Origin of the sequence: Fictibacillus macauensis ZFHKF-1, assembly GCF_000269865.1 — a bacterium.
Classification (GTDB): Bacteria; Bacillota; Bacilli; order Bacillales; family Fictibacillaceae; genus Fictibacillus_C; species Fictibacillus_C macauensis.
This window is the reverse complement of sequence record NZ_AKKV01000007.1, coordinates 1-13,952: the sequence shown is the minus strand read 5'-3', so window position 1 is coordinate 13,952 and position 13,952 is coordinate 1. Positions and strand designations below refer to the sequence as shown.

The following is a 13,952-nucleotide window of genomic DNA, read 5'->3' as shown; positions in this document are numbered from 1 at the left end:
TAACAATGAATCGAGAAAAGATTGCTAAACGCGCAGAAAAGGAAATTCAAGACGGCTTTTACGTTAACCTCGGAATCGGCATCCCTACAATGGTTGCCAACTATATTCAAGACAACAAACATGTTGTTTTGCAATCTGAAAACGGCTTGCTCGGTATTGGACCGTATCCAACGGAAGCAGAAGTGGATCCAGATCTCATTAATGCTGGCAAAGAAACCGTAACAGCGATTGCTGGTGCTTCGTATTTTGATAGTGCGGATTCGTTTGCAATGATTCGCGGCGGTCATGTAGATATTGCGATTTTAGGCGGAATGGAAGTTTCAGAGCAAGGTGATCTTGCAAACTGGATGATTCCTGGCAAGATGATTAAAGGAATGGGAGGCGCGATGGATCTCGTGCATGGCGCTCGTAAAATCATCGTTATTATGGATCATGTGAATAAAAGTGGCGATAGCAAAATATTAAAAAACTGTAGCCTTCCTTTAACCGGAAAAGGTGTTGTGCAACGTATTATTACCGATCGCGCGGTGATGGATGTGACACCAGACGGGCTAAAATTAGTGGAAGTAGCGTCTGGTTATGATGTAGAAGCAATTAAACAATGTACAGAAGCTACACTGCTTATTGATGAAGACGTGAAGTTAGAAGCGTATTAAACGTGAGGTGAAAAGATGAGTTCTGTATATCTTGTTGATGGAGCACGAACAGGGTTTGGTAGTTTCGGAGGTTCATTAAAAGATGTAGCTCCTGTTGAACTTGGTCTTGTAACAGCAGAAGCTGCCTTGAAAAAAGCAGGCATTGAACCGACACAAGTGCAGGATGTTGTTTACGGCAATGTGATTCATGCGAGCACAAATGCCGCTTACATTGCTCGCCATACAGCGCTCAAGGCTGGTGTGCCGGTCGAAGTTCCAGCGCTGCTAGTCAATCGCCTTTGTGGCTCAGGACTACAAGCGGTTATTTCTAGTGCCCAGCAGCTAGTAAGCGAAGGGAATAATTATGCACTTTGTGGAGGCATTGAGAACATGTCGATGAGTCCACATGCGACGTATACACAACGATTTAGTGGCCCGAAAATGGGGACACTTGCGTTAGAAGATATGCTGCTGCATACATTGACCGATCAATATATCGGTGTACCAATGGGAATAACAGCTGAAGCATTGGCCGATCAGTATCAGATCACGCGGCAACAACAAGATGAGTTTGCGCTACTAAGTCACCAACGGGCCGCCGCCGCAACGGCTGCCGGTCGTTTGGAAGAAGAAATGATTTCGGTACCGTTAGGGAAAAAGGGTTCATTTTGTCAAGATGAGCGCATTAAAGAAGACAGCTCATTAGAACAGCTCGGCTCTTTGCGTGCTTCTTTTAAGAAAGAAGGTACGGTAACAGCAGGCAATGCGAGTGGTATAAATGATGGTGCTGTTTCTCTCATACTTGCGCATGAACAGATGATCCGCACATCTCATGTGAAACCACTCGCGCGTATTGTGAACTGGAGTGTGTGCGGTGTCGATCCAGGACGGATGGGACTTGGACCGGTTCCAGCCATTACGAACGTGCTGCAAAAAAGCGGTTTAACTAGTGAAGACATCGATTTATTTGAAATCAATGAAGCCTTTGCCGTTCAATATTTAGCCGTTGAAAAAGAATTGCAGTTAAATCGGGAGAAAACCAATGTTAATGGCGGTGCCATTGCCCTTGGTCACCCGGTTGGTGCAAGCGGTAGTCGTCTTTTGCTTACGCTTGCATACGAACTAAAGCGCCGTGACAAGCGCTATGGCATCGCAAGCTTATGCATTGGTGGCGGTCAAGGCATTGCCATGCTCATTGAAAATGTGTAAGACAGAGCCACAAAAAAAGAGGCTGTGACATTCACAGCTCTCACTCCTAAAAATGGCTTCATCATCGGTTTTTGATGCTGAAGCCATTCTTTGATGTTGCTTGTTATTTTATAGTAGATTGTCTTGTGTTCAAGTCTCGCAGAAGCGCCTGATTCGCGCGCAGAAGCACTCGATTCGCGCGCAGAGCATGTCCGTTCGCGCGCAGGAGCACTCGATTCGCGCGCAAGCAAGACAAATCAGCCTTCAGAGCATACGCAAAAGAGGAAAAGAGAGCAAATCAAGCGCTAAGCTCGCTCATGTGCCACAAAACAGAGGAAATAGTGTGTCCTAAGTCGTAAATAGGAACGCTCATAGGCGATGTTGCTCATACACATCTGCTTTCGAAAGAGCCTGGAGCTGCTTTACTTCCTCTTCTGTAAGAGAAGCACACGTGCCAGCTGCAATCGTTTCTTGCAGTTGCGTAGCAGAACTTGCTCCAGGAATAATCGTGGCAACTGCAGGATGGTGCAATGGATAGCGCAGAGCGAGTTCAAGCAACGAGCGATGCGGCAATGTTTCTTGAAATGCTGTTAAAAGCTGCTTCATTTCTTCGGATGAATACGTTAAATAAGCGGCCCCATCTTTTTCGAAAGCACGGGAGGATAACCATCCTTTTGCTAGCGGTCCGCGAGCAATGACGCTAATGTTTTTTTCCGCTAAACGATCTAACGTTTGTTCTTCAGGCCGACGATCTAAAATACTATATTGAGTTAAAACAGACACGATGGATGAATGTTCTGCATAATAATCGATGACGTTCGGACGAATGGAAGATAGCCCGTATTCACGAATGACACCTTCTTGTTTTAATTCGTCAAATGCTTCAATGGTTTCATCCATACGATCTTCAATCGTACCACCGTGTAGTTGATATAAATCAATATAATCGGTTTGGAGGCGGCGAAGGCTTTCCTTTACTTCGGCTTTTATGTAGGTTTTGGACGGATCCCACTCCCAGCCTTCTACGCCAGGTGTAAAGCGATTGCCGACTTTTGTAGCGAGCACGATTTGATTCCGATAAGGTTTCAGTACCTCGCCAATAAATGATTCATTCCATCCGAAATCGTACAAGTCAGCTGTGTCAAAAAAGGTAACGCCAGCTTCAAGAGCGGTCGCGATAATTTTCTTACCTTCTTCTGGGTTGTTGGGAGAGATGGACATGCATCCTAATCCTATTTCGCTTACAACTAAATCAGAAGATCCAAGCGTATTGCGCTTCATATGCAATCAGTCCTTTTTTAGTTACTACTATAGCGCATTGACCGCCAAGATGGTAATTTTTCAGCCTCTACTACATGAAAAAAGAACAGAGAGTAGGCGCTCCGTTCTTTCCATTCTTCTATTATTTTTGTTTTGGCCGTCCATCAATCCAGTCTTGTACGGTCTCATATTCTTGCATATATTTTTTTAATAGATATTGTACTTGCCAGGCTTTTCCTGACACCATAATCCGCTTTGGCTGAATGAATACTTTCACAGATGAACCTCCGTTCGTAGGATTGTGAACTGTCTTGTGATACACTTTATGAGAGTAAATAAGGAATAGAACAAGGAGTAGATACTAATGAAGCATTTGGAAGAAAACACACTATCCGTCTCGACGATTTACAATGGAAAAATCATTGATGTTGAAGTGCAAGACGTCTCCTTACCAAACGGCTCTACAAGTAAGCGTGAAATTGTAAAACACCCGGGAGCAGTAGCTATTATTGCCGTTACAAAAGAAAATAAACTCTTGCTCGTGCGTCAATATCGAAAAGCACTTGAAAAAGTAATCGTGGAAATCCCAGCAGGCAAGCTAGAAAAAGGGGAAGATCCAAAAGAGAGTGCCGTGCGCGAATTACAAGAAGAAACAGGTTATGAAAGTGGCTCCTTGCGTTCTATTGGCTCTTTTTACACGTCGCCAGGCTTTGCAGATGAGCTTATTCATCTTTATGTAGCAGAGGATTTAACTTTTTCTAAACAACAATTAGATGAAGATGAATTTCTAGATGTACTAGAAGTATCGCTAGAGGAAGCAGAACAAATGGTGCTAAATGAAGAAATTCATGATGCGAAAACAGTGTATGCCGTGCAATATTTACAATTGCAACAGCTACTAACGAAATAATAGAGAGAGAACTCTAGTAAAAGTGACATATCTTCCAACCCGTCTCATAGAATATATTAAGAGACTAAGGGAGGAAGAGAGATGCAAGCTATTAAACGCTTTGCGCGATTTCATTTACAAGAAAACTATCCTTTATATGTGTTTATTTCGGTATTAATGTTCGTTGGCGTCATCTTTGGGGCCGTCATTGTAAATAGTTTAACGCTATCACAAAAGCAAGATTTATTTACGTATTTGCTTCGTTTCTTTTCAGAAGTAAAAGGTGGAAACTTTGCGAATGCAGCGGATATGTTTTCGCAAAGTTTCAGTCATAATATTAAGTACATTTTTTTATTATGGATTTTAGGATTAACAGTGGTCGGGTTACCGATTGTGTTAATTATGATTTTTATTAAAGGTGCGGTGATTGGTTTTACGGTTGGATTTTTGGTGAGCCAAATGGGCTGGCATGGCTTTTTTTTAGCCTTTGTTTCTGTGCTACCCCAGAATATACTCGTTGTACCGCTCATTCTTTGTGCGGGAGGTGCTTCGGTGTTATTTTCCGTGAACATGATTAAACAACAGTTTTTAAAAAAGAAATCAGAACCTTTTTTTCCTTCCTTTTTTAGATATTCGTCTATTATAGTAGGGATTGGATTATTGATGAGTGTTGCTTCAGGATTTGAAGCCTACGTCTCTCCTTATTTAATGAAAGGTATTATGAGCTTGATTGGGAAGTGATTCTCACTTAATAATAATTATCATCTCTAGATTATAATTATTTTAAATTGACACCTTTTCTTCTCATGACTTATAATAAAAAGGTGATGAATAAGGGAGGATAAGGTATGGAAAGCCGTCTAGACCGGATAAAAAAACAGCTGCATTCTCAAAGCTATAAGCTTACCCCGCAGCGAGAAGCGACCGTTAGGGTCCTCCTAGAAAACGAGGAAGATCATTTAAGTGCGGAAGATGTCTATCTTCTCGTCAAAGAAAAGGCTCCAGAAATTGGATTAGCCACGGTGTATCGGACGTTGGAGCTATTAACCGAATTAAAAGTGGTCGATAAAATAAATTTCGGAGATGGCGTTTCACGGTACGATTTACGGACGGAAGGAGCCGCTCATTTTCATCATCACCTCGTTTGCCTAGAATGCGGGGCAGTGGACGAAATTCAAGAAGATTTACTAGAAGACGTAGAACGAATTGTAGAAGCAGGCTGGAATTTCAAAATTAAAGATCACCGCTTGACGTTTCATGGAATTTGTCATCGGTGTCATGAAAATGAGGAAAAAGATGAGACGTCCTAATGGAGCTCATCTTTTTTATTTACAAATCGCGCTCAATCAGTTAACGTAAAGTTAGCATCAATTTTTTAAATTGATGCGTATATTCTGTTCTTCCATTGGCATACCCTGTACTAATATGTTTTGTACAGGAGGATGGACAAGTGAAAGCATGGAGAGCGGGATGGCATGCTGCCAAAATCTTTCTTTCATTCACAGTGTGTACGTTAATCTTTTATTTCGGCTTACTATGGATGAATCAAGAATATCAAAATTATCATAAATATGATGAACCGAAGGGAAAAGCAGTCAAAGTATACCAAGCCAACTCATCTGAAGTCGGTGAGCAAGGAAATGATTGGCTGAAACGATTGCTGTTTTTCTTTGAATCTGGTGAATAAGGAGCGTTAAATGTGAAGGATCCTATCGATGATTTTATGCATTATTTAACTGTCGAGCGTGGTCTTTCAAAAAATACGGTCGAATCTTACCGCCGAGATCTTTCTCAGTATACGATGTATATTGAGACGAAGGAAAACGTGACCAACCTGGATCATGTGCAACGTTCCCATATTATCGGATATCTTCTTCATTTGAAGGAAGGCGGAAAGGCAACGACCACGATTGCACGCAATATCGCTTCGATCCGATCGCTACATCAATTTTTATTGCGTGAAAAAGTATGCGAAAGTGATCCGTCGGTACATATTGAAACACCAAAGGCCGAGCGGAAACTTCCGAAAGTACTAACGATGAAAGAAGTGGAAGCGCTTTTAGATACGCCAAAAGGGACGACTCCTTTTTCCCAACGAGATCAAGCAATGCTTGAGTTGCTCTATGCGACAGGTATTCGTGTTTCAGAACTGATCTCACTTGATTTAGGAGATGTTCATTTAACGATGGGCTTTGTCCGGTGTGTCGGTAAGGGGAATAAAGAGCGAATAATCCCGTTAGGAACGATGGCAGCAGAAGCAATTACGCGTTATTTAGAACGAGGTCGACCTAAGCTTTCTCGAGGGAAAAATGGGACGGCACTGTTTCTTAATCATCATGGTAATCGTTTGTCACGACAAGGCTTTTGGAAGATTTTAAAGCAGTTAGCTCAAAAGGCGAATATTCAAAAAGAATTAACGCCGCATACGCTTCGACATTCTTTTGCGACACATCTGTTAGAAAATGGAGCAGACTTACGTGCCGTGCAAGAAATGCTCGGACATGCAGACATCTCGACGACTCAAATTTATACGCACGTTTCTAAAGCGCGGTTAAAAGATATTTATTCTTCATACCATCCGCGTGCGTAATTTCTTTTTGTGGATAGATGTCTGACTTCTGACATCCCCGACTTTTGTTTGATGTTTTAATGAAACGGAAACACTAGTTAAGATGCAGAATGATGGATTTTTTTGGAGGGACTACTTATGAAACAGTACAAACGATTCAAACGAACCTTTTTAATCGTCATGGATTCTGTCGGTATTGGGGAAGCACCTGATGCAGCACGCTTTGATGATCTTGGTTCGGATACGCTTGGTCATATTGCCCGCGAAATGAACGGTCTTAAGATGCCTAATATGGCGAAATTAGGCTTAAGTAATATTCGTGAAATCCAAGGTGTACCCGTTGCACAGCGCCCAGAGGCACATTTTGCAAAGCTGCAAGAAGCATCCAACGGAAAAGATACAATGACAGGACATTGGGAAATCATGGGCCTTCATATTGAACAACCGTTTCAAACATTTCCAGAAGGATTTCCGGCTGATTTAATTCAACAATTAGAAGAAAAATCAGGTCGTAAAATTATCGGGAATAAACCGGCTTCTGGAACAGAAATTTTGGATGAACTTGGCGAAGAGCATGTGAAAACAGGAGCGCTCATTGTTTATACGTCTGCTGACTCTGTGTTGCAAATTGCGGCGCATGAAGACGTAGTACCGTTAGAAGAATTGTATAACATTTGTAAGATGGCGCGCGAGATGACAATGAATGATCAATATATGGTTGGTCGTATTATTGCACGACCATTTGTTGGCTCACCGGGCGATTTTAAACGCACAGCGAACCGTCATGATTATGCTTTAAAACCATTTGAACGTACAGTGATGAATGAGTTAAGTGACAATCACTTTGACGTGATTGCGTTAGGGAAAATTTCCGACATTTATGATGGTGAAGGTGTTACAGAAGCCATTCGTACGAAGTCCAACATGGATGGAATGGATCAGCTTGTTCAATCAATGGATCAAGATTTTACAGGGTTGAATTTCTTAAATCTTGTTGATTTTGATGCGTTGTTCGGCCATCGTCGTGATCCAATTGGCTATGGAACGGCACTGCAAGAATTTGATGCCCGCTTACCAGAAGTATTTGCGAAAATGACCGATGAAGATGTTCTCATTATTACGGCTGATCACGGAAATGACCCGGTCCATCACGGCACGGATCATACGCGTGAATATGTACCACTACTTGTCTACTATAAAGGCATCGCAGAAGGCAAGCCATTGAACGTAAGTCATACGTTTGCCGATATTGGTGCAACCGTTGCCGACAATTATGATGTAACACTTCCGAAACACGGAACGAGCTTCCTCGATCAGTTATCTTAAGAAAGTAAGGAGAACGTTGACATGAACATCCAAACAGCAGCAGCTTATATTGAAAGTAAACTTTCAAACAAACCAACAATTGGCCTTGTGCTAGGTTCAGGCCTTGGTATTTTAGCGGATGAAATTCAAAATCCAGTTATGATTCCTTATAATGAAATTCCTGAATTCCCGGTTTCTACTGTAGAAGGTCATGCAGGCCAATTGGTAATCGGTGAATTAGAAGGCAAACAAGTCATTGCTATGCAAGGACGTTTCCATTTTTATGAGGGCTATTCTCTAGAAAAAGTAACATTTCCGATTGTTGTTATGAAAGCGCTTGGTGTTGAAACGGTGCTCGTAACGAATGCGGCAGGTGGGATTAATACTTCGTTTGAAGCAGGAGATCTTATGCTCATTACGGACCATATTAATCAAGTAGGTGATAACCCACTTATTGGACCAAATGATCCAACTCGTGGTGTTCGCTTCCCTGATATGTCGGAAGCTTATACGAAACGCCTGCAAGACGTGGCTCGTTCGGTCGCTACTTCTTTATCGATTTCATTACAAGAAGGCGTATACGTTGCAAACTCTGGACCAAGCTATGAAACACCAGCTGAAATCCGCATGCTTCGTACGCTTGGTGGCGATGCAGTCGGTATGTCAACCGTTCCAGAAGTCATCGTTGCTCGTCATGCAGGTATGGAAGTACTAGGTCTTTCTTGTATTTCAAATATGGCTGCAGGCATTTTGGATCAACCGTTAACACACGATGAAGTGATGGAAACGACAGAACGCGTTAAAGCAAACTTTTTAGGTTTAGTTAAAGGCATTGTTCAATCTATTTAAGGAGGAAAAATAAATGGCAACTTTATCTTTGAAAATGAACGAAGCAGTAAGCTTCATTACAGAAAAAATGAACGGGTTACACCCTGAAATTGGATTGATTCTCGGCTCAGGTCTTGGAGAATTAGCAGATGAAATCGAGCAAGCGGTTCACATCGATTATAGTGATATTCCTCATTTCCCAGTCTCAACTGTAGAAGGACATGCTGGAAAACTTGTCATTGGTTCACTTAATGGAAAGACAGTACTTGCGATGCAAGGACGCTTCCACTTTTACGAAGGCTATTCTATGCAAGAAGTAACGTTCCCAGTTCGTGTAATGAAAGGACTTGGTGTTAAGCTTCTTCTCGTAACGAATGCATGTGGTGGAATGAATCCAAGCTTTGCGGCAGGCGATTTAATGATCATTGAAGATCACTTAAACATGACTGGAGCAAATCCACTCATCGGGCCAAATGATGCAGAACTTGGGCCTCGTTTCCCAGACATGAGTACAGCCTACACACCAGAGCTTGTAACGTTTACAAAAGAAACAGCAGCGCGTCTTGGCGTGAACGTCCAACAAGGTGTTTATGCAGGTATTACAGGACCAACTTACATGACAAAAGCAGAGCTTCGCATGCTTCGTACAGTCGGTGGCGATGCAATTGGTATGTCAACCGTTCCAGAAGTCATCGTAGCAAGTCATATGAGTATGAAAGTTATTGGTATTTCTTGTATTACAGATATGGCGGTTGCCGATGAGCTTGAGCCATTAACACATGAGCAAGTAGTTGCTGTCGCAAACCGTACAAAGCCGAAGTTTATCCAACTTGTTAAAGAGCTTGTAAAAGACGTAACACTGTAAAAATAGAATTTTTTTCTTAAAAGGAGAGGGAACATATGAGAGCAGTTGACATCATTTTAAAGAAACGTAACGGTAAAGAGCTGACAAAGGAAGAAATCGACTTCTTAATTGAAGGGTATACTGCGGGGAACATTCCAGACTATCAAGTGTCTTCTTTTTTAATGAGCGTATACTTTAAAGGAATGACGGAAGAAGAGACAGCACATTTAACGAACGCAATGGTGCAGTCAGGTGATCAAATTGACCTTTCTAAAATTGAGGGTATTAAAGTAGACAAGCATTCTACTGGCGGTGTTGGTGATAAAACAAGTTTAATTATCGGGCCACTCGTCGCTTCAGTCGGCATTCCAGTCGCTAAAATGAGTGGGCGCGGACTTGGTCATACTGGTGGAACGGTTGATAAATTAGAAGCGATTGAAGGATTCCAAGTGGAATTAACGACGCAACAATTTATTGATAATGTAAATGAACATAAAATTGCCATCGTGGGCCAAAGTGGAAACTTGACGCCAGCTGATAAAAAGCTTTATGCACTTCGTGATGTAACGGGCACAGTGGACTCTATTCCATTGATTGCTTCATCAATCATGTCTAAAAAAATTGCCTCTGGCTCCAATGCCATCGTTCTTGATGTGAAATTTGGTTCAGGTGCGTTTATGAAAACATTAGATGACGCACGTAAGCTTGCAAATGCAATGGTTGGAATCGGTAATAAATTGGGTCGTCAAACGATTGCTATTATTACAGATATGGGTCAACCACTAGGTCATGAAATCGGAAATGCGAATGAAGTGAAAGAAGCGATTGACGTGTTAAGCGGAAAAGGCGATCATGACTTAACAGAAGTATGTTTAACGCTTGCTGGGAATATGGCCGTACTTGGTGGGGCGTATGATACGTTTGAAGAAGCGTATGCAGGTTTAACAGACGTGCTAAAATCAGGTAAAGCTGTTGAGAAAATGAGAGATTTCGTCGTTTCCCAAGGTGGTAATGGCAATCAAATTACTTCACCAGAAACGTTGCCTCAAGCAGCCTATCATATTGAAATTAAAGCAGAAGCAGAAGGTAATGTAGAAGCCATTGATGCAGAATCTGTTGGAATTGCTGCCATGTTACTAGGTGCGGGTCGTAAAACGAAAGAAGATGCGATCGATTATGCAGTTGGCATTACTCTGCTGAAAAAAGTCGGTGACACGGTAGCAAAAGGTGATACACTTGCGATTTTCCATGCGAATGCGGAAGATATCGCTGTTGCAGAAAAAACGCTAAAAGACGCTTATACATTTACAGACAAAGAAGTTCCAGCGCCAGAGCTTATTCACGATATTATTAAATAACAAAACAACAAAACTCGAGGGAGACGATGGTTCCATACCATTGCCCCTCGAGTTTTTTGTTCCCTTCCTTTTCCGATTTTGCTTTTTGTTGAAGAAAACGTATAAAGCAGGAGTGGTTGGAAAAAATAGGAGTACATTGAATATGGAGGGAACGAACATGAAACGATACATAATGGCGTTATTCGCTGTCATTTTACTCGTAGGAGCTAGTGGTAATGGCGTCCTGGCTAAGGAACAATCGACGAAGGAGCTTGTACCGAATGCGTCGTCCGCTGTTTTGATTGAACGAGATACGGGCAAGTTATTATATGATAAAAATTCACATGTGAAACTACCACCAGCAAGCATGACAAAAATTATGACCATGATTTTAATTATGGAAGCTTTAGATGAGGGGAAAATTAAAAGTAATGACGCGGTACGTGTCAGTGATTATGCTGCCTCTATGGGTGGTTCGCAAATTTTCCTTGAACCAGGTGAGGAAATGACGGTTCACGATCTATTAAAAGGAATCGCTATTGGGAGTGCGAACGATGGTTCAGTCGCCATGGCTGAGAAAATCGCAGGCTCTGAAGAAGCATTTGTCGAGTTAATGAATAAAAAAGCGAAGCAGCTTGGCTTAAAAGAAACGTTTTTTAAAAATGCAACAGGTCTGCCATCAGCTGGGCATTATTCATCGGCGCACGATATGGCAATGATGGGTCGCGAGCTTTTAAAACATGAAGAAATCACGAAGTATACAGGACTTTATGAAGATTTTCTACGCCAAAATACGAAGAAAAAGTTTTGGCTTGTGAATACGAATCGCCTTGTGAAATTTTATCCTGGCGTGGACGGTTTAAAAACAGGCTTTACACAAGAAGCGAAATATTGTCTAACAGCAACAGCGAAAAAAGGGGATATGCGTGTCATTGCCGTCGTTATGGGTGCACCTAATCCGAAAGAGCGCAATGCACAAGTGACGAAAATGTTAGACTATGCGTTCTCGCAGTATGAAACAAAACGGTTGTATGATCGCTATCAAATCGTTCAGCAAGTAAATGTACAAAAAGGAAGTCAACCAAAACTAGCAGCTGTTACGTCAGAAAGCATTTCCGTTTTGAATAAAAAAGGCGATCGCAACAGCGAAGCAAAGTCCGTTATTACACTGCATAACAACATAAAAGCGCCGATTAAAAAAGGCCAGCCTGTCGGAGAATTGAAAATTATGCAACATGGTAAAGTGGTAACGTCAAGCCCGTTGCTAGCTTCGGAAGATGTAGACAGTGCTTCATGGTGGCGTTTGTTTAAGCGGACCATTAGCGAAATGGTTCATTAAAGAATTTCTCATAATTTGACTGATAAGGACGAATCCTCACTAGTTTTGCTAGCGTGAAGGAATTCGTCCTTTTTTCAGCGAAAATGTCAGTATCAAGAAGAAGGAGGAGAAGGAGTTGGGTCTTAACATCGGGCTTGAAATTAAGCATAACGTGCTTTGTATACGACTAGAAGGGGAGCTGGATCATCATACGGCAGATGACTTACGTCGAAAAGTAGATGAGCTCATTAAAACGAAAAACATTGATCATATCCTTTTAAACCTTGAAGACTTAGAATTCATGGATAGTTCAGGTCTTGGTGTGATCTTAGGACGTTATAAGCAAATAAAAAGTCAGCAAGGAGAAATGGTCGTGTGTGCGATTTCGCCTGCGGTGAAACGCTTGTTCGACATGTCTGGCTTATTTAAAATCATGCGTCTTGAAACGAGCGAAGAATACGCTCTTCAATCCTTGGGGGTGGCGTAATGAAAAATGAAATGAAGCTTCAATTTTCTGCGCTTAGTGAAAATGAATCCTTTGCCAGGGTAACTGTTGCGGCCTTTATTGCCCAGCTCGATCCAACGGTTGATGAATTAACAGAAATTAAAACGGTCGTTTCGGAAGCTGTAACGAATGCCATCATACATGGCTATGAAAATCAAGCCGATGGCATTGTCTATATTGAAGCAAGCATTGATGAAGAAGTGGTGCGCCTGACAATTCGCGATAAAGGACTTGGTATTAAAGACTTAGATGAAGCGCGCCAACCGTTATTTACGTCTAAGCCAGAGCTTGAGCGTTCAGGTATGGGCTTTACGATTATGGAAAATTTCATGGATGAAGTGGAAGTGATTTCGGAGCCTGCGTATGGGACGACGATTCACGTAACAAAATATTTGGCCAAAAATAAAGCCGTCTATAATTAAGGAGCATGCCTTATGGATGTTGAGGTTAAGGGAGGCAAGAACGAATCGTTCGTTAAAGATGAAGAAGTAAAGCTATTGATTAAACGAAGTCAAGAAGGCGATCAACAAGCGCGTGACTTAATTGTAGAAAAAAACATGCGACTCGTTTGGTCGGTTGTGCAACGCTTTATTAATCGTGGCTATGAGCCAGATGATTTGTTCCAAATCGGAAGTATCGGTTTATTAAAATCGGTCGATAAATTTGATTTATCGTATGATGTGCGCTTTTCTACGTATGCTGTGCCAATGATTATCGGTGAAATTCAACGCTTTATCCGAGATGATGGTACGGTTAAGGTAAGTCGATCTCTGAAGGAAACGGGAAATAAAGTACGTAAGGCGAAAGATGAATTATCAAAAACGCTAGGCAGAATCCCGACAATACACGAGGTGGCGGAGAAATTGGATATTTCGGTAGAAGATGCCGTGCTTGCGCAAGAAGCCGTAAGAGCACCGGCCTCTATTCACGAAACAGTCTATGAAAATGATGGCGATCCGATTACATTGCTTGATCAAATTGCTGATAGTGGAGAAAACAAATGGTTTGATAAAATTTCTTTAAAAGAAGCCATTGCTTCTTTAGATGAACGAGAGCGAGTCATCGTTTACTTGCGATACTACAAGGACCAGACACAATCCGAAGTCGCGCTCCGCCTAGGCATCTCTCAAGTGCAGGTGTCACGGCTCGAAAAGAAAATTTTAAAACAAATGAAAAATCAGATGGATGAGTAACCTCATTCATCTGATTTTTTTTGGTGTGCCTGGCATGGGTACAATCTATAGGGTGAAAGTCCCGAACTGTGAAGGCAGAAG

Annotated in this window: 18 protein-coding genes; 16 read left to right on the top strand and 2 right to left on the bottom strand. The window is 41.8% G+C overall.

The annotated features are described in order from the left end of the window. Positions 1 to 5 precede the first annotated feature (5 nt). The 3 genes from A374_RS00865 to A374_RS20410 all read left to right on the top strand — a co-directional run bounded on the left by A374_RS00865 (position 6) and on the right by A374_RS20410 (position 2,132). On the top strand, positions 6 to 656 hold the full coding sequence (locus A374_RS00865; protein ID WP_007200274.1) for a CoA transferase subunit B: 651 nt from the start codon (positions 6 to 8) through the stop codon (positions 654 to 656). A 15-nt stretch (positions 657 to 671) separates the two neighbouring features. Continuing rightward, complete coding sequence (locus A374_RS00860; protein WP_007200273.1) at positions 672 to 1,844, top strand: thiolase family protein; 1,173 nt, start codon at positions 672 to 674, stop codon at positions 1,842 to 1,844. Positions 1,845 to 1,967: 123 nt separating this feature from the next. Beyond that, positions 1,968 to 2,132 (top strand): hypothetical protein, encoded by a 165-nt coding sequence (locus A374_RS20410; protein ID WP_156793092.1) that lies wholly within the window; start codon positions 1,968 to 1,970, stop codon positions 2,130 to 2,132. A gap of 60 nt (positions 2,133 to 2,192) precedes the next feature. Here A374_RS20410 and A374_RS00850 read toward each other — a convergent pair whose 3' ends face one another. After that, positions 2,193 to 3,104 carry an aldo/keto reductase gene (locus A374_RS00850; RefSeq protein ID WP_007200272.1) on the bottom strand — a complete coding sequence of 304 codons (912 nt, stop codon included), beginning with the start codon at positions 3,102 to 3,104 and terminating at the stop codon, positions 2,193 to 2,195. 121 nt (positions 3,105 to 3,225) lie between these two features. Next, positions 3,226 to 3,360, bottom strand: coding sequence for a Z-ring formation inhibitor MciZ (gene mciZ / locus A374_RS00845; protein ID WP_007200271.1), 135 nt, complete (start codon positions 3,358 to 3,360; stop codon positions 3,226 to 3,228). 87 nt (positions 3,361 to 3,447) lie between these two features. On the opposite strand from mciZ, the gene A374_RS00840 reads away from it, so the two are divergent. From A374_RS00840 to sigF, 13 genes are all read left to right on the top strand, one after another. Next, positions 3,448 to 3,993: an NUDIX hydrolase gene (locus A374_RS00840; RefSeq protein WP_007200270.1), complete on the top strand. Its 546-nt coding sequence runs from the start codon at positions 3,448 to 3,450 to the stop codon at positions 3,991 to 3,993. 81 nt (positions 3,994 to 4,074) lie between these two features. Beyond that, on the top strand, positions 4,075 to 4,713 hold the full coding sequence (spoIIM, locus tag A374_RS00835) for a stage II sporulation protein M (RefSeq protein WP_007200269.1): 639 nt from the start codon (positions 4,075 to 4,077) through the stop codon (positions 4,711 to 4,713). Positions 4,714 to 4,820: 107 nt separating this feature from the next. Next, complete coding sequence (fur, locus tag A374_RS00830; protein ID WP_007200268.1) at positions 4,821 to 5,282, top strand: ferric iron uptake transcriptional regulator; 462 nt, start codon at positions 4,821 to 4,823, stop codon at positions 5,280 to 5,282. A gap of 140 nt (positions 5,283 to 5,422) precedes the next feature. Further along, positions 5,423 to 5,659, top strand: a complete 237-nt coding sequence (locus tag A374_RS00825) for a YqzK family protein (protein ID WP_007200267.1) — start codon at positions 5,423 to 5,425, stop codon at positions 5,657 to 5,659. 12 nt (positions 5,660 to 5,671) lie between these two features. Beyond that, positions 5,672 to 6,562: a site-specific tyrosine recombinase XerD gene (xerD, locus tag A374_RS00820; RefSeq protein WP_007200266.1), complete on the top strand. Its 891-nt coding sequence runs from the start codon at positions 5,672 to 5,674 to the stop codon at positions 6,560 to 6,562. A 117-nt stretch (positions 6,563 to 6,679) separates the two neighbouring features. Continuing rightward, positions 6,680 to 7,867 carry a phosphopentomutase gene (gene deoB / locus A374_RS00815; protein WP_007200265.1) on the top strand — a complete coding sequence of 396 codons (1,188 nt, stop codon included), beginning with the start codon at positions 6,680 to 6,682 and terminating at the stop codon, positions 7,865 to 7,867. Between the two features lie 21 nt (positions 7,868 to 7,888). After that, positions 7,889 to 8,695, top strand: a complete 807-nt coding sequence (locus A374_RS00810; RefSeq protein ID WP_007200264.1) for a purine-nucleoside phosphorylase — start codon at positions 7,889 to 7,891, stop codon at positions 8,693 to 8,695. Between the two features lie 13 nt (positions 8,696 to 8,708). Continuing rightward, entirely contained in the window at positions 8,709 to 9,539 is an 831-nt protein-coding gene (locus A374_RS00805; RefSeq protein WP_007200263.1) for a purine-nucleoside phosphorylase, read from the top strand. A gap of 35 nt (positions 9,540 to 9,574) precedes the next feature. Next, complete coding sequence (locus A374_RS00800) at positions 9,575 to 10,876, top strand: pyrimidine-nucleoside phosphorylase (RefSeq protein ID WP_007200262.1); 1,302 nt, start codon at positions 9,575 to 9,577, stop codon at positions 10,874 to 10,876. Between the two features lie 157 nt (positions 10,877 to 11,033). Beyond that, a complete protein-coding gene (locus A374_RS00795; protein WP_040340221.1) occupies positions 11,034 to 12,194 on the top strand; it encodes a D-alanyl-D-alanine carboxypeptidase family protein in 1,161 nt (386 codons plus the stop codon). 115 nt (positions 12,195 to 12,309) lie between these two features. Next, the gene (gene spoIIAA / locus A374_RS00790; protein WP_007200260.1) at positions 12,310 to 12,660 is read left to right on the top strand and encodes an anti-sigma F factor antagonist; all 351 of its coding nucleotides are present in this window, start codon (positions 12,310 to 12,312) and stop codon (positions 12,658 to 12,660) included. Then, positions 12,660 to 13,100: an anti-sigma F factor gene (gene spoIIAB, locus A374_RS00785; protein WP_007200259.1), complete on the top strand. Its 441-nt coding sequence runs from the start codon at positions 12,660 to 12,662 to the stop codon at positions 13,098 to 13,100. The genes spoIIAA and spoIIAB overlap by 1 nt, the downstream gene beginning before the upstream one ends. Before the next feature lie 12 nt (positions 13,101 to 13,112). Further along, positions 13,113 to 13,871 (top strand): RNA polymerase sporulation sigma factor SigF, encoded by a 759-nt coding sequence (sigF, locus tag A374_RS00780; RefSeq protein WP_007200258.1) that lies wholly within the window; start codon positions 13,113 to 13,115, stop codon positions 13,869 to 13,871. Positions 13,872 to 13,952: the final 81 nt, after the last annotated feature.